Raw genomic sequence first — 17353 nt, 5'->3', positions numbered from 1 at the left:
TTCATATAGAACGAACAGGCAATTGGGAAACCTTTCACCGGATCAGGCCTGGCCAAAGGGCCAGGAAGCCTCCCCGCGGGCCGCGGTGCGGGCCACGGCCTCGCGCAGGAGGGCCGGAACGTCCAGGATCATGGCGACCCGGCCGCTGCCCAGGATGGTGGAGCCCGAGATGCCGATGGTCTGCTTGAACAGGTTGCCCAGCGGCTTGATCACCGCCTGGCACTCGCCCTGGAGGTCGTCCACGGCGATCCCCGCGCGGCCCTCGCCATGGTGGACCACGACGATCTTCCGGCGGCCCTCGCCGCCCGTCCCGAAGCGGAAGAGCTCCTGAAGGCTCAGGTAGGGCAGCGGTTCCCCCCTCAGGCTGAGCACGCCGGAACCTTCCACCTCGCTGCGCTGATCGGCGGGGAGGTCGACGCATTCGACCACCGCATCCAGCGGGATGACGTAGGACTCATCCCCGGCGGTGACCCCGAACCCCTCGATGATGGCGAGCGTCAGCGGGAACCGGAGCGTGAACGTGGTGCCCTGGCCCGGAAGGCTCTTCACGGAGATGGTGCCCCGCAGCCGCTCCACGGCGCGCCGCACGATGTCCATGCCGATGCCCCGGCCGGAGAGGTCCGTCACCCGGGTGGCCGTGGAGAACCCAGGCTCGAAGATCAGGGCCTGGAGGTCGGCGTCGCTGAGCCGGTCGACGTCTTCCACGCCGCCCCACTTCCGGGCCTGCGCCAGCAGCTTCTCCCGTGCCATCCCGCCGCCGTCGTCGGCGACTTCGATGATCACGAAGGCCGACTCGTGCCGGGCCCTCAGGTTCACGTGCCCGCAGGGGGACTTGCCCGCGGCGCGCCGTTCCACCCCGTTCTCGATGCCGTGGTCGATGGCGTTCCTGAGGAGGTGGATGAGGGGCTCCCGCAGCTGCTCGACCACGGCGTTGTCCACTTCCACATCGCTTCCCTCGATGGCGAGGTCGATCTCCTTGCCCGTGTGCAGAGCCAGGTCCCTGACCGCCCGCGTGTACCCCTGGAAGAGGGTGCCGACCGGCACGAGCCGGGCCTGCATCACATGCTCCTGGAGCTCGATGAAGAGGCGGTCCATGTCACGGTGGGCGTCCTGGATGGCGGAAGCCTTGGCGCCGGCGAGCGTGGCGATCTGGGTGTCCAGCCGGCCGCGGCTGATGGCCAGCTCCCCGACCAGGTCCAGCATCCGGTCCAGCTTGGCCACCTTCACCCGGAGGGTCTTGGCCGCGTCGCGGGCCCGGGATCGCCGCTCGGCTCCGGCCTGGGGCTCCTGCTGCGCCGTTCCGCTCCCCTGCGAGGCGCCTTCCAGTTCGTTCAGGAGTTCCCGGATGCCGGCCGGCATCAGGCTCGGATCCTCCGCGCCCGCCAGGGCCCGAAGGGCGTCCACCGAGCGCAGGAGAATGGTGGCCAGGGCGGGCGTGAAGGGCTGCACCCCCCCGGAGATTTTCTCCAGCAGGCTCTCCAGCCCATGGGCGAATTCCGTCATGGCGGTGTAGCCCACCATGGAGGCGTCCCCTTTGATGGTGTGCGCGATCCGGAAGATGGTCTTGGCCAGGGCCTTGTCCCCGGGTTGCCGCTCCAGCTCGATCAGAGCCCCCTCGAACTCGTTCAGGTGCTCGCCGGTCTCGGCGAAGAACGTCGCACGGATGGCATTGAGATCGATGTCCATGCGGCCTCCTAGAGCGTCCTCACCAGCACCGCGCCATCCAGGGTCTGGAAGTGGATCTTCCGGCCACGGGCACCCTCCACGTCCTCGCTCACCACGCGAATGCCGTGGGCGGCGAGCCGTTCCCGGGCCACCTGCACGTTCTTGAGCCCGAGGTGGTTGGCGCCGGGCGCCGCCGATCCCAGCACGCAGGCACCGCCGAAGAGCTTGGCCTGGAGGCGCCCGAGGGACCCGCCCGCCCGCGCCGCGGCGCTGATCAGCAGGTCCGTAGCCGAATCGCCATAGCGCGCGGAATCGGGCTCTCCCGCCGGATGATGGGCGAGCAGGAAATGGTTCATGCCTCCGACCCGCGAGACGGGGTCCCAGAGGCAGACCGCCACGCAGGAACCCAGGATCGTGGTCATGGTGCAGGGCACGAGAGACACGTGCAGGTGCCCGGGATGCAGGTAGACCGATACACCACCGCTGGCGGCATCAGCCGGGATCCAGCCAGGGGCGGGCAAGTGGGGCATGGGTCTCCTTGATGCGGTCAAGCGCCGGCGGGTGGCTACTTCCCGCCCTTCACGAATTCCTGAAGCTTCAGCCGGTAGAGGGCCATGGCCGCGTTCGCGGCCAGCAGGTCGAAGAGCTCCCGGTCGAGGGGCTCGAGCCCGGACTTCTGGGGCAGCAGGCGGTACATGGCGACGGCGCCCACCGTCTCGTCCCCGACGCTCATCACGATGCTGGCCGAGGGCCTGGAGACGTCCAGTTCGTCCATGCTGAGGACCGCCGGATCCGTCACGTGCATCTTCCGGGACTTCAGGTGGCCGGCCAGAACCCCGTCGGGACGGGTCATGCTGGCCAGGAAGTCATCGGGCAGCCCCATGGAATCGCAGACCTGCCATCCGCCGCCACCGTTCGGCTCGAGCAGCGCGAACTCCTCGCAGCCCACCAGGTTGATGACGATCTCCCGAATGGCGTCCACGAGCTCCGCCCGGTCCAGGGCGCTGTTGAGCCGGTAGCTCGCCACGTAGAGGTTCGCCAGGTTGGTGTTCTGCTGCTCGATGGCCAGCTGCTGCTCGGTGGACTTCTGGTTCGCGTTCACCTGGGCGGTCAGCCGCTCCCGCAGGGCACTCAGCTCGCTCATCTGCTGGTTGGCGCCGGCCTCCAGCTCCTCGACCCGCTTCTGGAGCGCCACCCGCTCGCATTCGAGGGTGGCGACGAGTTCCCTCAGCCCCTCGTTGTCCTCGCGGAGGCGGCGCTCGTACTCGCGCGTCTCCTCCAGCACGCGGCGGACGTAGGATTCTTGGTTGGGTTCGTTGGCCACGGAAGGCTCCAGCAATCGGCTGCGGTTGTTCGGGACCGGGAAGGCTCCAGGCGTCAGGAACCGATGAGGTTGTTGATCTTGCTCAGCAGCTCGGATCCGTTGATCGGCTTGGTGACATAGTCGTTGCAGCCGACCGTGTAGCCGGTCTCGATGTTCACGCCCTCGCCGCGGGTGGTCACCATGATCACGGGGATGTCCTTGATCTCCTCATGGGCGCGGATCTCCCGCAGGGCGTCGAAGCCGTCCATGCGCGGCATCATCACGTCCATGAGGATCAGGTCGGGGCGCTCCTTCAGCGCCGTCTCGAACCCGGCCTCCCCGTCCCGCGCGATCAGGATGTCGAAGGGGCTGTTCTTGAGGATCATCTGCTCGACCATGAGCACCGTGCTGGAGTCGTCGACGAGCAGGATTTTTTTCCGTTGGGTCATGGGGGCCCTCAACACGAGAAGGACCGGGGCGTCAGCGCGTCCCGGTGCTGTTCGAAAACCGGCATCTACTACAGCCGGGATTGCAAATCGGCGGCCAATCCCGGCTCATAAATATATCAACACATATAATGGAAGTTATACATTAAGGGTCGGCGAATCCGGAACCCCGGCCTTAGATCAGAATCTGTCCATGGCGGTCAATGATTGACCGGTCAGGGAGCCTGGCCCCAATCGCTTCCGAGGAGGCATTCAGCCCATCGCCGCTTCCAGGCGTGTGACCAGGCGCTCCAGGTGGGAGCTGAGGGCGTCGATGGGATCCGGCGTCTCCCGCCGGCCCCGCTCCGACCGCACCCAGCGTCGCAGCAGGGACAGGGTCTGGGGGTCGCGGACGCCCAGCTTCTTGGTGGACTGGATGAGGATCTTGGTCAGCCGCGTCCGGCCCGGGCCCGCTCCCTGGGATTCCTGCAGCTGCTGGCTGAGCCGGAAGGCCTCCTTCGCCACCATGAGGTCATGGCTGATGAGGGGCATCCGGGCGTTGATCCGGCCCAGGAATTCCTCCAGGTAGCCGAACAGCTCCTCCACCAGCTCGGTCCCGCTCACCAGGGCGAACTCCAGGTCGCTCTGGGCGTCCAGGATGCGGCCGAAGGCCGCGGTCAGCCGGTCCATCTCCGAGCGGTCGCGGGCCCGGATGAGGAAGAACTCCGGGCTCCGGCGAAAGGCGTTCACGTGGTTGTGGGCCTGGAAGAGGGTGAGCGAAAGCCGCAGGTAGTCCTTCTCGCGGACCTGGGTCCGGAGCCTGGGCAGGAGCCGGGCGAGCTGCTCCCACAAGCGGTAGAGGCGCTGGCGCAGCTGGTCGCCCTCGTCCTTCAGCGTGGGGGAATTCGGGAACATGCTCTGCCGCAGTTCCGCCGAGAAGGTCCTCACCAGGTCGGCCATCAGCTGCCGCTGGTGGTTGATGAGCCCGCTCTTCAGGTGGTCCAGGGTGAGCGCGAGGTGGTCGGCGTCCGCCTGGGCCAGGGCCTCGTGCAGCAGCTCGTGGATGCTGGTCAGGTCCTGGCTCAGGGTGAACACCGCCTGCTGGAGGAAGGCCGACAGCAGCAGGGTCTCTTCCGTCCCCTTCGGGAGGCCCTCCAGGATCTTGCTCCGGCCAAGCTGATCGCCGAGCCGCGCCAGCTCCCGTTCCACGACGAAATAGATGGGCACTGCCGCGTAGCGCTCCTGCTCCGTCATGTTCCCCGCGGGGGGGATCGGGTCCACGAGACCCAGGATGGTCAGATGGGAGGCCAGGCTGTGGGCGAGCACACGGAAGGCCTTGGGCTGGGAACCCCGCACCCCCTTGAGGGTGGCCCGAACCTCCTGGGTCAGCATGGATTCCAGCCGCCCGCTGTCATAGCGGGGCAGCGACCAGCCGAGGTGGTTCCAGAGCCAGGTGAGGCTGCCGCGGATCTGCTCCAGGGCTCCCCAGTTGATCCCCTGGTCCAGGGGCCACAGGAGGATCAGGCGGAGGGTGTCGAGCACATGCTGGACCAGCAGCAGGGGCTCGACCCGCGAGAGGGTCTCCTGCGGCACGAAGGTCTCCAGGAGGTCCACCAGCCGGTGGATGGCCTCGATGGGCCGGCCCTCCGCACCCTGGAGGGCCCGGTTGAGGGCCTTCATGCGGCTGTTGAGCTGGGACACCCGCTCCTCACCCCCGGGCCCATCCACGAGGACCGCCAGCAGCTCCTTGAAGCTGTCCCGGCGCTCCTGCAGGAAGGCGGCCCAGTCATCCAGGAGCTGGTAGGGATCCTCCGGCCCGAAGGAGGTGGCCATGGTCCGGAGGGAGGCGACCAGGTCCAGGAGGTAGACCACCCAGCCCGGTTCCTTGTGGGTCTGGAGGACCTCGAGGTGGGCCTCCTGAGCCAGGGCCTTCAGCTCGTTCAGGGCATGGGACAGGACCAGCCCCATGGCCACGCGATCCTTCGCCTGCTTCGGGCCGGAGAGCTGGTTGAGGAAGACCAGGAACAGGCCCAAGGAGCGCTGGAGCTTCGCCTGCTGGGGCGCTGCCAGCGCGGGCGCCGCCTGGCTGGGCCCCGAGTCGAGCAGGGGGCCGAGCTCCCCTTCGGTGAACTGGAGGATCTCCTTCAGCAGCTGGAGATCCTGCTGGGAAAGCGCCTTGCCCCTGACCAGTTTCCGGGCCTGCAGCAGGGGGTTGGACTCGCGCTCCACGGAGGACATGGCCAAGAGCATAACCCGCTTCACCAGCCTCCCAGCGCACTGGCGGCGGCTTGTGACCTAACCCTTCAGCAGCCGGTCCTCGGCCAGGCGCAGCATGTGTTCGGCGGCCAGGACGCCATCCTGGTGGTTCATGCGCTGGAAGTGGCCGCGCAGGTGGCGCAGCGTGCGCGGGATGGCCGGGGCGAAGTGGCACTTGTGGCGGTGCACGAGCTGGTGGCCGAAGGTGCCCAGGGCCTTGAGGTTCCGCTGGAGGGCGCTGAGGTTCAGCTCCTCCAGAAGGGCCTCGTGGTTCCAGCCCAGCTCGGTCTGGAGGGGCCCCACCAGGGCGCGTCCGGCCTCCCGGGACCAGTCCCAGTAGCCGTCGTAGAGGATGCTGGCCAGGTCGTAGGTAGCGGCGCCCCGGCGAGCGTCCTGGAAGTCGATGACCACCAGCCGGTCCCCGTGGACCATGAGGTTGCGCACGTGGAAGTCGCGGTGGGCGAAGAAGTGGGCCCGGGTCTCCAGGCTGGCGTGGGCCTCCTCCATCATGCGGTCCAGCCAGCGGGGGGGATCCTTCTGGAGGAAGTCGCGGAAGAAGTTGACCCGGCAGTACTCCCACTCGAAGGCGAACTTGGCCTGATCGAAGGAGCGCCCCATGAAGAAGGCGTGGGCCGGCGCACCCAGGGTGAGAGGCCCCGCCAGGGTGGCCAGCAGCCAGCCCGCCTGCCCGGCCCAGCGCAGCTCCTCCTCGGGATGCTCCACCAGGCGGCGCTCCAGGGAGGTGTCGCCCAGGTCCTCCACCAGCAGGCAGCGGTCCCCGTCGTCGCACTGGAGGATGGTGGGCACCCGCAGCACCGGATCCAGGTAGGCCTGCAGGGCCCGGAACTCGAAGTAGCTGTCGTCGGGCTTGTCGGGGGTGTCCAGGGGATGCAGCACCACCAGCGCCGTGCCCAGCTGGGGATGGGCCACGCGCGTGTACTGCCGCGCGCCCGCGTCCCCCGCCAAGGAGTGCGGATCCGACAGGTTCCAGCGCGCCAGGGCGCGGGCGAGACGAGGGTCCATCCCTTCAGGGTAATCCCAGCCGCACCTGGTTGCCGCCCTCCTCGAACCAGAGGGCGTCCGCATCGGTGATGGAGGAGGGCGGGGCAGCGCCGGGACCCAGGATGCACCGGGCGAGCCGGCCTGCGGCCTGGGTGGGGACCCGGGCGGTGGCATGGAGGTAGCAGCCGGGGAGGCGGCCCTCCTGGGCGGGCGCCAGGTCCGCTGCGGCCTCGATGAGGGCGCCGGGAGTCCCCACCTCCCGCCAGGGGAAGGGCTCCGCCACCACCCCCTGGTGGAAGGCCAGGCGCGGGCGCAGGTCGTTCATCTCGCTGGGGCCCTCGGGCAGCAGGTCCAGCGCCTCTGGCGACCAGGCGGCGGCCCCCGTGAAGTGGTAGGGACCCCAGGGGCCGGTCACGCCCTTCGGCAATACGCGGCCCTCGTGGTCCATCCATACGGGGTTCCAGGCGCCGCCAGGATGGGGTACCAGCAGCCAGCTGAGGGTCGCCCTGGCTTCGCGATGCCGAGTCCGCAAGAGGTCGAAAGGCACCTCATCGGCCCAGATGTCGGCGTTCCACACCAGCAGCTCCGCCTTCACGCGCCCCAGGGCATGGCGCAGGCCGCCGGCGCTGCCCAGCAGCTCCGGCTCGTCGCAGACTTCGATCCCGTCGGCCACGGCGCGCAGGCGTTCCGGGAGCAGGTGGGCGTTGCAGGCGATCCGGGCGGCCCCGGATCGGCGCAAGGCCTCAGCCCCCCATTGCAGGAGCGCCCTCCCCCGCAGGGTCCAGGCCGGCTTGGGCAGGCAGGCGCTCAGGGGCCCCATGCGCGTGCCCAGGCCTGCGGCCAGGAGGAACCCATCAAGGGGCTCAGGCATCCGTGTCTTCCGTGGCGCCGGACTCCGCCGGCAGGGGCTTCAGGAGGAACTGGCCGGGAGCCAGGCCGCGCATGGACAGCACGCGGATGCGCCAGCCCTCGAGCCGCAGCTCGTCGCCCGGACGCAGCACCCGGCCCAGGCGTTCCTGGAAGTAGCCGCCCAGGCTCACGGAGCCCGCCTCGGCCTGGAGGTCCAGCCCCAGGTGATCCACCAGCTGCTCCAGCATGACGTCGCCCTGGGCCAGCCAGGCCCCGCCCCGGGTCTTCCGAAGCTGGATCGCCTCGCGGTCGAACTCGTCCTGGATCTCGCCCACCAGCTCCTCCAGCACGTCCTCCAGCGTCACCAGGCCGTCCACGCCGCCGTGCTCGTTCACCACCAGGGCCAGGTGCTGCTTGCGCTGCTGGAACTCCAGCAGCAGACCCTGGATGGGCTTCATCTCCGGCACGAAGAAGGCGGGCCGCGCCAGGGCCCGCAGATCCACGGGCGCCGGGCCGTCCTGCATGGCCCAGAGCAGCTCCTTGAGGTGCACGACGCCCACCACCCGATCCAGGTCGCCCTCCACCAGCGGGATGCGGGTGTGGACGGTGGTGCGGGCCAGGGCCAGGTTGGCCTCCAGGTCCTGGTGGAGGTCGAAGGACACGACCTGCGCCCGGGGCACGGCGATCTCCTTCACGGTGCGGCGGCTGAAGTCGAAGAGGTTCTCGATCAGCTCCTTGCGGTCGAGGTCCAGGCGGCCTTCCGCCTGGCTGCGCTCGAGCATGCGCCGGAACTCGGCCTCGGAAGGCACCAGGTCCTCCGCGCTGGATTCGGGATGGAGGCCCACAGCCCGCAGCACCAGGTGGCTCAGGCGGATGAGGACCCAGGTCAGGGGGCGCACCAGGCGCGACCAGGCCAGCAGGGGGGCGGCGGTGCGGAGGGCCCAGGGCAGGGCGGCGCGGATGGCCAGGCTCCGGGGCACCAGCTCCGCCAGCACCACGTCCAGGGTGGTCATCACCAGCAGGGCGAAACCGGAACTCACGGGCGCCACCAGCGCGGGCCACGGCAGGTGGCCGAACAAGGCGCGGAAGAGGTGGCTGAACAGTTCCTCCCCGACGGCGCCCAGGGCCAAAGCGCAAAGCACGATGCCAGCCTGGATCGAGGAAAGGTGGTGGCCCAGCGCGCGATGGACCTCCAGTGCGGAGGCGGCGCGGGAGTCGGTGTCCGCCAGGGCCTCCAGCTGGGTGGGGCGCACGCGCACAGCCGCGAACTCCGCCATCACGAAAAACGCGCTGAGCAGGAGGAGGGCGGCGCAGACGAGGGCTGCGAGGAGGGACATCGGGATCCTCAGCCCTTGGCGAGGTCGGATCCCCGCCGCAGGTGATCCTGGACCTCCCGGAGGAGGTTATCCAGGTTCCGGAGGCGGTCCCGGTGCTCGGAGAGCTGCCCATAGGCGGCCTGCTTCTCGCGTTCGAGCACCGCGTGGGCCTCCCGCTGTTCCGCCAGTTCCTGCTTCAGGCGGGCCAGCTCCGTCTCCTTCTGGTCCATCCCGTTCATCAGTTCCAACCGCTCGCCATCGTGCTGGACGAGGGCCTCGTCGAGCTGCTGACGCAGCCCCGCCACCTGGGACGTGAGGCGGAGGGCCTCTTTCTCGCGCTGCTGGAGCGCCTCCTGGCTGGACTGCAGCTCCTGCTCCCGTTCCTGGGCGCCGGCGACGCTGGCGGCGAGCTTGGCCTCCGCCTGCTTCAGCCGGGCCTTGAGATCAGCCTGTTCCCGTTCCTGGACCTGCATGGCGGACTTCAGCGCTGCCAGGTCCTTCTCGAGCCGGTCCGAAGCCGCCCGGGCATCCTCGGCCTCCTGCCGGGCCGCGGCGAGATCGCGATCCCTGGCCGCGATTTCATCGAGGTTCAGGGTGGCGGCCCCGATGCGCTCGTGGAGATAATCCTCGGCCTCCCGGAGCTGCTGGTCCCTCACCCGCAGTTCCTCCCGGAGGGCGACGACCTGCTCCTCCAGCAGATGGGCACGGGTGGTGTCCGGCGGCCGCGTGGACCGGCCTTGTTTCGCGGCGGCGGGGACGGGAGAGGTAGGCGGCGGTTCGGGGCTGGGCGTCGACACAGACGTCGTTGCCGGGGTTGGCGCCGGGGAGGGCGGGGCCATCGCGCCCCGCAGGTTGTCCAGCCAGTCGTCACCCCCCTCCACGTCCGCCAGGTCGCCCAGGGGATTATCCGGATCCACCGCGCGGGCGGGCACCAGGGGCGAGAGGGCCGCCACCAGGGCGCTGGGGGCGATGGGCTTTCGCAGATAGAGGTCCGCCCGGCCCTTGAGGCTCTGGTGCCTGCGGTACTCCTCTTCCGTGGCCTTGGCGCTGATGAGGGCGATCTTCAGCGCGGCCAGGGCCGGCTGCCTCCGGAGGGTCGAGCAGAGCGCGTAGCCCTTGTTGTCCGCCACCTCGACGCAGATGAGCGCGGCCGCGTAGTCGCCCCGCTCCAGGCGCTCCACCACGCCGTCCGGCGAGCTGGCCACCTCCAGATCGAAGGCCGCCTCCAGGCTGACCTTGTGCTCCTTGAGGAAGCTCCGGTCGCTGTCCACAAGAAGGAGGCGCAGGCCCATGATTGATCCTTACCCTGGTTGAACCTTCGAGTTTACCCTGAACGGCCGGAGCCCCGGGTGGACCGGGGCTCCGGATCGGGTCATGGCCAGGTTCAGCGGGGCGGAATGGCCAGGGTGATCTTCTGGGCCCCGTTGGGGCTCTGGATGAAGAGCAGCAGGGTCTTGCCGCCGGCCTTCTTCACCTGGGCGTTGAACTCGGCCAGGTTGTTCACGGGCTGCCGGCCCACCTCGGTAATGACCAGGCCGGGGGCCAGGCCGCGCTCGGCCGCCGGGGAACGGGGGTCCACGGAGGTCACCACCACGCCCTTGAGCCGTCGCTTCACGTCGAGGGGCTCGACGGTGAACCCGTAGAGCTTCTCCAGGTTCACGCCCTTCACCTCACCCTGGGCGCCCTGGCCGCCTTCCTCGTCGGATTCCTCGCCGGAATCGCGACGGCGCTGCTCTTCCAGGGCCTTCCGATCCCCCAGCGTGGCGGTCAGGGTGAGGGTCTTGCCGTCACGCCAGATGCTGAGCTTCACGGTATCGCCCGCCCGGCGGCTGGAGATCGCGCTCACCAGCTCGTCCTGACTGCGCACGGGCTGGCCGTCCACCGCGGTGATGACATCCAGGCGCTGAACGCCCGCCTTGTCCGCCGCCTGGCCCTTCTCCACGGTGCTCACCACCACGCCTTCCTTGGCGCCCAGGGCGTCCTGGTAGGCCTGGTCCAGATCCTGCGGCCCCACGCCAAGGTAGCCCCGGCTCACCGGCTTGCCGCTGCGGAGGTCCTTGATGATGCGGTTCACCTGGCTGATGGGCACGGCGAAGCCGATGTTCTGGCCCGCGGGGTTGATGGCGGTGTTGATGCCGATGACCTCGCCCTTGAGATTCAGCAGGGGCCCGCCGGAGTTGCCGCGGTTGATGGCGGCGTCGGTCTGGAGGAAGGAGCTGACGCCGGTGTCGAGCTTGCGGCCCTTGGCGCTGATGATGCCCTGGGTGACGGTGTGCTCGAGGCCGAAGGGGTTGCCGATGGCCACCACCCACTCGCCGATCTTGAGGGAATCCGATTCGCCCAGCTTGGCGAAGGGCAGGTGGGCCGCGTCGATCTTGATGAGGGCGATGTCCAGCTCCTTGTCCTTGCCCAGGACCGTGGCCTTGTAGCTCTTCCCGTCGCTGGTCTTCACCTCCAGGGAATTGTCCGCGGCGCCGCCCATGCTGGCGATGACGTGGTAGTTGGTGAGGATCTCGCCCTGGGGGCTGATGATCACGCCTGAGCCGCCGGAAACGGCACGCTGCTCGTCCTCGCCGCCCCGCGGGGACCGCCGCTGCTGCGGCCCGCCGGGGCCGAAGAAGAAGTCGAAGAAGTCATCGCCCCCGATCTGGGGGTGCTGGAAGCGCTGATTCTTCACGAAACTGGTGTTGGTGATGGCCACCACGGTGGGGTTCAGCTTCTCGGCCACCTCCGCGATGGGCGGGAGGCGATCCGCACCCCGCGCTTCCACCGTCACCGGCTTTTCCTCCTGCGCCTGGGCCTGCCAACCGTAGCTGAGGCCCATCCCCAGGGCCATGCAGCCGGCCGCGAACGCGGACAACCCCAGGACCTGCTTCATCTGACGATTCATAGACTCCTCGCTTTGCCGAATTCCGGCCTGCTTCTTTCGATGACCGCACTCCCCCGAAGGTTCCCGCTGGCCATCCGGGACCGCCCCGGATAATCTGAATGGTCCGACGGCGGCTGTAGCTCAGTTGGTTAGAGTACTGGATTGTGATTCCAGGTGTCGTGGGTTCGAGTCCCATCAGCCGCCCCAGATCAGCGCCCCGCGAAGCGGGGCGCCTTCATATCGGGTGGCTGATGGGACTCGGACCCGCGAATGGGACCGCGGAGACAGCCCGGTGGGCTGTCGGGAGCGGGACCGGCAGACCGCGCAGCGGGGTGCGGTTCGAGTCCGACCGAGTGGGTCGAAGCCCCCGGCGGGTTGCGTGGTGAGACTCAGACCCACCCCAGCCACACACGTATGGCCGGAGTCCACCGTCAACGGGACCGGCAAACCGCAAAGCGGGATGCGGTTCGAGTCCGCTCCGGTGGGTCGAAGGCCCGGGCGAGGCGCCTGATGGGACCCGGCCCGGACTGGGCCGCCTGAAGCCAGGCCCCGGGCCTGCCTGGCCCGGATCCGCCCCGTTGGTTGCCCCCGCTGGCCGCGCCTGCTCGAAGCCCCAGCTTGGAGGGGAAGGTATAAACATTTTTTTTAGCCTATTGCTTACGGCTCAAGAGGTATTATTGTTAAATTCCTTCATTCAGAGTGCCTCATGCATGAAAACGCTCTGCAGTCCCCTGACAACGAGGCCAACGAGGCGCTTGGACCCCTTGGTCTCCTGAAGCGACCCGCCATCCGGCAGGCCTGCAAGCTGGTCCTGGACACCGGGGTGGCGGCGCTCTCCTGGGTCGTGGCGACCAGCCTGGTGCGCCAGGAACTGCCGACTCTGTACGGCGTCGCCTCGTGGGTGGCCTTCGCCATGTCCGTGAACCTCGTCTTCCGGTACACCAGCCAGCACTTCCGCCTGCTGGGCATCGAGGAGGCCGAATCCTTCATCTTCGGCACCATCGTCATGGTGTCCATCCTCCTGTTGGCCTCCGTCTTCCAGGATCGCCTGGGCCTCGACCTTGATTCGCGCAACCTGCTCCTGGTGGCGGGGCTCATCACCTGCCCCATGTGGCTCGCCCTCCGGCTCGTCTTCGTGGCCGGCTACCATCGCCTGTCACAGCGCAGGTTCGCCACGCGGGATCGGCTGAACCCGGTCGGGAACCACGGTCAGTCCGTCCACCGGACCCTCATCGTCGGGGCGGGCCGGGCGGGCGCCCTGCTCTGCCAGGAGCTTCGCGCGAATCCCCAGCTCCAGTGCGAGGTGGTCGGCTTCGTGGACGACGCCCTCGAAAAGCAGGGGGTCCGGATCCACGGCATCCCCGTCCTCGGCCACAGCCACCTCCTGCCGATCTTCATCAAGGAGTGCCAGGCCACCCAGGTGATCCTGGCCATGCCCCGCGTGCCCGGGGCCAAGCTGAAGCAGCTGAGCGAGCTGCTCCAGATCCAGGGCGTGCGGGTGAAGACCGTCCCCGGCATCTCGAACCTCATCGGGGACCGCCCCTGGAAGCCCGAGCTGCGGGATATCGCCATCGAGGATCTGCTCCGGCGGGAGCCCGTGACCCTGGACCTCACGGCCATCAGCCAGGAGGTGGAGGGTTCCGTGGTGCTCATCACGGGCGCGGGCGGCTCCATCGGCAGCGAGCTGGCCCGGCAGGTGGCCCCCTTCCGGCCCGGGCGCCTGGTGCTCCTGGGACGGGGGGAGAACAGCCTCTGGGAGGTGGAGCGGGATCTGCGCAGGCAGTTCCCCGGCATGAACCTCGCCGTGGAGCTCTGCGACATTCGGAACTCCCTCAGGCTCCAGCGCGCCTTCGAGTCGTGCAACCCGGCCATCGTCTTCCACGCGGCGGCCCACAAGCATGTCCCCTTCCTCGAGCGGAATCCCGAAGAAGCCATCGAGAACAACATCTTCGGCACCCTCAACGTCCTGAAGGCCGCGCTCGCCGGCAACGTCCGGATCTTCGTCAACATCTCCACGGACAAGGCGGTGAACCCCACGAACGTGCTGGGCGTGTCCAAGCGGATCGCAGAGTCCCTGGTCATGCAGGCGGCGGACGAAGCCCCGGCGGACCGCCGGTTCGTGAGCGTCCGTTTCGGGAACGTCCTCGGCAGCCGGGGCAGCGTGATCCCGCTCTTCCGCGACCAGATCCGGACCGGCGGGCCCCTCACGGTGACCCACCCGGACATGACGAGGTATTTCATGACCATCCCCGAAGCCAGCCAGCTGGTCCTCCAGGCGGGCGTCCTCGGGGAGACGGGGAAGGTCTTCGTCCTCAACATGGGCGAGCCCGTGCGGATCGTGGACATGGCCATGGACATGGCCCGCCTCTCCGGCCTGAACCCGGGCATCGACATCGACATCCAGTTCACCGGCATGCGGCCCGGGGAGAAGCTCTATGAAGAGCTCTTCATGGATAGTGAACACGGGAATGGGGACCCCCAGGCCAAGGTGTTCGAGGCCATGCAACCCCCTCCAGACCCTTGGCTCCTGGATGTCTCTCTGCACAAGCTCCGGGAGGCCATCCACCTGCCCGAGGGCCAGCGCCAGCGGGAAATGCTCCGCTGCTTCAAGCAGCTCGTGCCCAGCTACCAGCCCTCCTCGCAGGGCCTCGGGCGGTATGCCGAGGCCGCCTCGGGCCCCTCCCCGCCCGTGCTCGAGGAAGTCCCCCTGTTCAACTGACCCTCTGGCATCCCCTTCCGCCCCGACGGGCGCCTGCAGGTAGAAGCAGGTCGCGAAGGTGTTCCGGCGGTCGGGCTCAATCCGGGCCTGGGAGACCACATCGCCCGTGTCGACACCCGCGTCCGCGAGATGGACCGTCACGCCGGCGTGGTCGGGATCTCCGTTGACGAGGGCCCAGTGTCCGCCGGCCTGTCCGCGGTACTTGGGCGTGATCCCGGAGTGGGGGTCCATCACGGGCACGCGGATGGCGCCGAGGGTCTCCTTTGCCTGCGGCCCTGGATCCACCCCTTGAAACCCACTCAGAGCATTCCAAACATGATCGAGGGGTGCCAATCTGTCCCCTGAAGCGATCCCGAAGGGAGGCCGTGTGAATTCCGGCGGTCCATTTCCGATCCAATCCCGGTCCATTACCCCGCCTCGGCATGGTTTCACCGAATCCCATACCGAGAACCTGCTGCGGGATTCGCTGCTCATCGGGGCGGCCTTCACGGGCGCGCAGGTGGCTCTGGTCATGCAGGACGACATCGGCGCTTGGTACCGTGATGGCAGCGGTCTCACGAGCGAACAGCTTGCGGATCTCGAACCAACCCTGGCCCAGGGACCCGACCCCGAATCGAGGGCCCGACTGCTGGAGAAACACGGGCTTCTGGTCGCCGAGGCCCTGCCCCTGGTCGATGATCGGCACCTGGTCGTTGGAACCCTCTGCGTGCTGTCACCGGACCCGCTCACCCTTTCCGAGGCTCAACGGGAAGGGCTGAGATTGCTGGGTGCACATATCCGGATCATCGTGAGCATGGATCGTCAAAGGTCCGAATCGCGCGCCACGCCACGCTCACCTTTGGCCGCGTCGTTTGTGCCGGGACTCGTCCACGAACTCGGCAGCTTCATCTTCGGGATCTCGGCGAGCCTGGATGCCTTTGAGGCGCGGTTCGCGGACGTGGGCGGGATGAGCAAGTACGGAGCCAACATCCGGAGAAGCCTGGACCGGATGAGCTCCTTCATCGTGGAGTTGAGGGAATACGGATACCCTCAGGGACTCTCCTGGACCATGCTCGCGCTCGAGCCCTTGCTGCGGGAAGCCATCGAGCACAACCTTCCCTTGGCCGCGAAAAACGGCCTTGATCTTCAACTCCACATCGAAGGGTCCTTGCCGGCGGTCAATGCCGACAAGCAGGGTCTGCAGTCGGCCTTTACCCGCATGATTGGCCTCGCGCTGCAGCAGGAGGAGCCGGGCGGCCACGTGGTGCTCGATGTCGCAAGCAGCCATCCGAAAGGCAGGAGCGCGGTCTCCGGGCACCTGGATTTCTCAGACGCCAAGATGAAAAATGTCGATATGGTCCGCCTGTTCGAACCCTTCTACTTCCGGGTTTCTGGAATGGGCCGGCTCACGCTGCCGGGAGCCCGGCGGGTTTTCGAGGCACACGGAGGGACCCTGACCGCGGGGCCCGGAGCCGAAGGAAGGATGAGGATCAGCTTCATGCTGCCATCGGAATTGTCCTATCCTTTGCGAGCGGCCATTCCACCTTGAGGGTTCCATGGCGAAGGCGAAGATTCTGGTCGTGGACGATGACGAAGTCATTGTCTTTGCGATTCGGGATTACCTGGAGCTCCGCGGCTTCACGGTGGATGAGGCGGAGACCTGCGCTGAAGCGGAGATCAGGTACCGCGCGGACGTTTACGATGCCGTCACGCTGGATTACTCGCTGCCGGACGGGAACGCCATCGAGCTGCTTCCGAAGCTCAAGGCCATCGATGCCGGAGTCCCCATCATCCTTCTCACCGGGTATGCGAGCATCGAACTCGCCGTTCGGGCCATCCAGCTTGGCGCCGAGCAATTCCTGGTGAAGCCCCTGGATCTTCCTGCGCTTCTTGTGGTGATCGAGCGGGCGCTTGAAAACCAGAAGAACCGCCGAAAGCAGCTGGCTCGCGACTCGGCGGACCAACCCCAGCGCGCGGTCGATCCCTTCATCGGGGAGAGTCCTGCCATCCATGAGCTGGAGGGGCATTCCCGCCTCGCGGCTGCGACCGAGAGCCCCATCCTCATCCTGGGCGAGACGGGCACGGGAAAGAGCGAGCTGGCCCGGTGGATCCACCGGAACAGTTCCAGGGCTTCAGAGCCGATGCTGGAGCTCAATTGTGGAGGACTCAGCAAGGATTTCCTGGAGTCAGAGCTCTTTGGGCACGAGAAGGGGGCCTTCACGGGGGCGGTCGGGGTCAAGGTCGGCCTGCTTGAAGCCGCCCACCGCGGGACTGTGTTCCTGGATGAAATCGGGGACATGGACCTGCAGATCCAGCCGAAAGTTCTTAAAGCACTGGAAGAAAAACGCTTCCGCCGACTGGGAGGGCTCCAGGACCGGAAAGTGGATTTCCGCTTGATCGCTGCCACCCATCAGCCGCTGGATCGGCTCGTCCAGGAGCAGCTCTTCCGCTCGGACCTCTTCTACCGCATCAGCGCCATTCAGATCCACGTGCCCCCATTGCGCGAGCGTGCCGAGGACATCCCCGCCTTCGGTCAGATCCTCCTGAACCGGCTGACCCATGATTGCGGCCGGGAGCAGATGCGTCTCTCCCAGGGCGCGCTGATGAAGCTCAAGCATCATGCCTGGCCGGGGAACATCCGCGAGCTGCGCAACGTCTTGGAGAGGGCCTTGATGGGCGCCAAGTCTTCCACGATCGAAGCGCTGGACCTGGATTTCGCCTCCAGCCCGGACGGCAAGGGATCCGTGGGGCCCACCAACTTGACCCTGAAGGAGATGGAGCAGCACTACATCATCCAGATCCTCCATGAAGAGGGGGGCCATGTGGACCGGGCTGCCAAGCGACTCAATATCCCTCGAAGCACCCTCTACCAAAAACTCAAGACTTACGGGCATGAACCGTCCAGATTCTAGAATCCAGATCCAACGTTCAGACTTGACCCTTTCCAGGGGGATCGCGCCTGCGTTGGTT

Annotated in this window: 13 protein-coding genes, 1 tRNA gene and 1 pseudogene; 4 read left to right on the top strand and 11 right to left on the bottom strand. The window is 67.7% G+C overall.

From position 1 onward, the window contains the following. Nucleotides 1–42: 42 nt before the first annotated feature. The 10 genes from MLJ35_RS14860 to MLJ35_RS14815 all read right to left on the bottom strand — a co-directional run bounded on the left by MLJ35_RS14860 (nt 43) and on the right by MLJ35_RS14815 (nt 11694). Nucleotides 43–1686, bottom strand: a complete 1644-nt coding sequence (locus tag MLJ35_RS14860; RefSeq protein WP_243384976.1) for a chemotaxis protein CheA — start codon at nt 1684–1686, stop codon at nt 43–45. A gap of 8 nt (nt 1687–1694) precedes the next feature. After that, nucleotides 1695–2195: a chemotaxis protein CheD gene (locus MLJ35_RS14855; protein ID WP_243325195.1), complete on the bottom strand. Its 501-nt coding sequence runs from the start codon at nt 2193–2195 to the stop codon at nt 1695–1697. Between the two features lie 35 nt (nt 2196–2230). Then, nucleotides 2231–2989 carry a coiled-coil domain-containing protein gene (locus MLJ35_RS14850; RefSeq protein ID WP_243325193.1) on the bottom strand — a complete coding sequence of 253 codons (759 nt, stop codon included), beginning with the start codon at nt 2987–2989 and terminating at the stop codon, nt 2231–2233. A gap of 53 nt (nt 2990–3042) precedes the next feature. Then, on the bottom strand, nt 3043–3417 hold the full coding sequence (locus MLJ35_RS14845; protein WP_243288580.1) for a response regulator: 375 nt from the start codon (nt 3415–3417) through the stop codon (nt 3043–3045). Between the two features lie 249 nt (nt 3418–3666). After that, entirely contained in the window at nt 3667–5643 is a 1977-nt protein-coding gene (locus MLJ35_RS14840; protein WP_243384975.1) for a hypothetical protein, read from the bottom strand. A 45-nt stretch (nt 5644–5688) separates the two neighbouring features. After that, on the bottom strand, nt 5689–6672 hold the full coding sequence (locus tag MLJ35_RS14835; RefSeq protein WP_243384974.1) for a phosphotransferase: 984 nt from the start codon (nt 6670–6672) through the stop codon (nt 5689–5691). Nucleotides 6673–6676: 4 nt separating this feature from the next. Further along, entirely contained in the window at nt 6677–7522 is an 846-nt protein-coding gene (locus MLJ35_RS14830) for an NTP transferase domain-containing protein (RefSeq protein ID WP_243384973.1), read from the bottom strand. Continuing rightward, a complete protein-coding gene (locus MLJ35_RS14825; RefSeq protein WP_243384972.1) occupies nt 7515–8837 on the bottom strand; it encodes a hemolysin family protein in 1323 nt (440 codons plus the stop codon). Before MLJ35_RS14825 ends, MLJ35_RS14830 begins: the two co-directional genes overlap by 8 nt. A gap of 8 nt (nt 8838–8845) precedes the next feature. After that, nucleotides 8846–10108, bottom strand: coding sequence for a response regulator (locus MLJ35_RS14820; RefSeq protein WP_243384971.1), 1263 nt, complete (start codon nt 10106–10108; stop codon nt 8846–8848). Between the two features lie 92 nt (nt 10109–10200). Further along, nucleotides 10201–11694 carry a Do family serine endopeptidase gene (locus MLJ35_RS14815; RefSeq protein WP_243384970.1) on the bottom strand — a complete coding sequence of 498 codons (1494 nt, stop codon included), beginning with the start codon at nt 11692–11694 and terminating at the stop codon, nt 10201–10203. 121 nt (nt 11695–11815) lie between these two features. On the opposite strand from MLJ35_RS14815, the gene MLJ35_RS14810 reads away from it, so the two are divergent. Beyond that, nucleotides 11816–11892 (top strand) — tRNA-His (locus MLJ35_RS14810). 499 nt (nt 11893–12391) lie between these two features. After that, entirely contained in the window at nt 12392–14404 is a 2013-nt protein-coding gene (locus MLJ35_RS14805; protein ID WP_243384969.1) for a polysaccharide biosynthesis protein, read from the top strand. Between the two features lie 78 nt (nt 14405–14482). Here the strand turns inward: MLJ35_RS14805 and MLJ35_RS16270 are convergent. Further along, nucleotides 14483–14812 (bottom strand): annotated as a pseudogene (locus MLJ35_RS16270) (formyltransferase family protein); the annotation flags it as partial. On the opposite strand from MLJ35_RS16270, the gene MLJ35_RS14800 reads away from it, so the two are divergent. Further along, nucleotides 14772–15932 carry a sensor histidine kinase gene (locus MLJ35_RS14800; RefSeq protein ID WP_243384968.1) on the top strand — a complete coding sequence of 387 codons (1161 nt, stop codon included), beginning with the start codon at nt 14772–14774 and terminating at the stop codon, nt 15930–15932. The pseudogene MLJ35_RS16270 and the gene MLJ35_RS14800 sit on opposite strands and share 41 nt — an antisense overlap. A gap of 7 nt (nt 15933–15939) precedes the next feature. Then, nucleotides 15940–17295: a sigma-54-dependent transcriptional regulator gene (locus MLJ35_RS14795; protein WP_243384967.1), complete on the top strand. Its 1356-nt coding sequence runs from the start codon at nt 15940–15942 to the stop codon at nt 17293–17295. Nucleotides 17296–17353 lie beyond the last annotated feature (58 nt).

The sequence above is a fragment of the Geothrix alkalitolerans genome (genome assembly GCF_022808885.1).
GTDB lineage: Bacteria > Acidobacteriota > Holophagae > Holophagales > Holophagaceae > Geothrix > Geothrix alkalitolerans.
Note: the sequence above shows the minus strand (reverse complement) of the source record. Positions and strands in the feature narration are given on the sequence as shown.

Coding starts and splice junctions, on each gene's coding strand:
- MLJ35_RS14825 (WP_243384972.1), bottom strand. CDS start 8,837: ATGTCCCTCCTCGCAGCCCTCGTCTGCGCCGCCCTCCTCCTGCTCAGC.
- MLJ35_RS14835 (WP_243384974.1), bottom strand. CDS start 6,672: ATGGACCCTCGTCTCGCCCGCGCCCTGGCGCGCTGGAACCTGTCGGAT.
- MLJ35_RS14805 (WP_243384969.1), top strand. CDS start 12,392: ATGCATGAAAACGCTCTGCAGTCCCCTGACAACGAGGCCAACGAGGCG.
- MLJ35_RS14845 (WP_243288580.1), bottom strand. CDS start 3,417: ATGACCCAACGGAAAAAAATCCTGCTCGTCGACGACTCCAGCACGGTG.
- MLJ35_RS14860 (WP_243384976.1), bottom strand. CDS start 1,686: ATGGACATCGATCTCAATGCCATCCGTGCGACGTTCTTCGCCGAGACC.
- MLJ35_RS14815 (WP_243384970.1), bottom strand. CDS start 11,694: ATGAAGCAGGTCCTGGGGTTGTCCGCGTTCGCGGCCGGCTGCATGGCC.
- MLJ35_RS14830 (WP_243384973.1), bottom strand. CDS start 7,522: ATGCCTGAGCCCCTTGATGGGTTCCTCCTGGCCGCAGGCCTGGGCACG.
- MLJ35_RS14855 (WP_243325195.1), bottom strand. CDS start 2,195: ATGCCCCACTTGCCCGCCCCTGGCTGGATCCCGGCTGATGCCGCCAGC.
- MLJ35_RS14840 (WP_243384975.1), bottom strand. CDS start 5,643: ATGCTCTTGGCCATGTCCTCCGTGGAGCGCGAGTCCAACCCCCTGCTG.
- MLJ35_RS14795 (WP_243384967.1), top strand. CDS start 15,940: ATGGCGAAGGCGAAGATTCTGGTCGTGGACGATGACGAAGTCATTGTC.
- MLJ35_RS14820 (WP_243384971.1), bottom strand. CDS start 10,108: ATGGGCCTGCGCCTCCTTCTTGTGGACAGCGACCGGAGCTTCCTCAAG.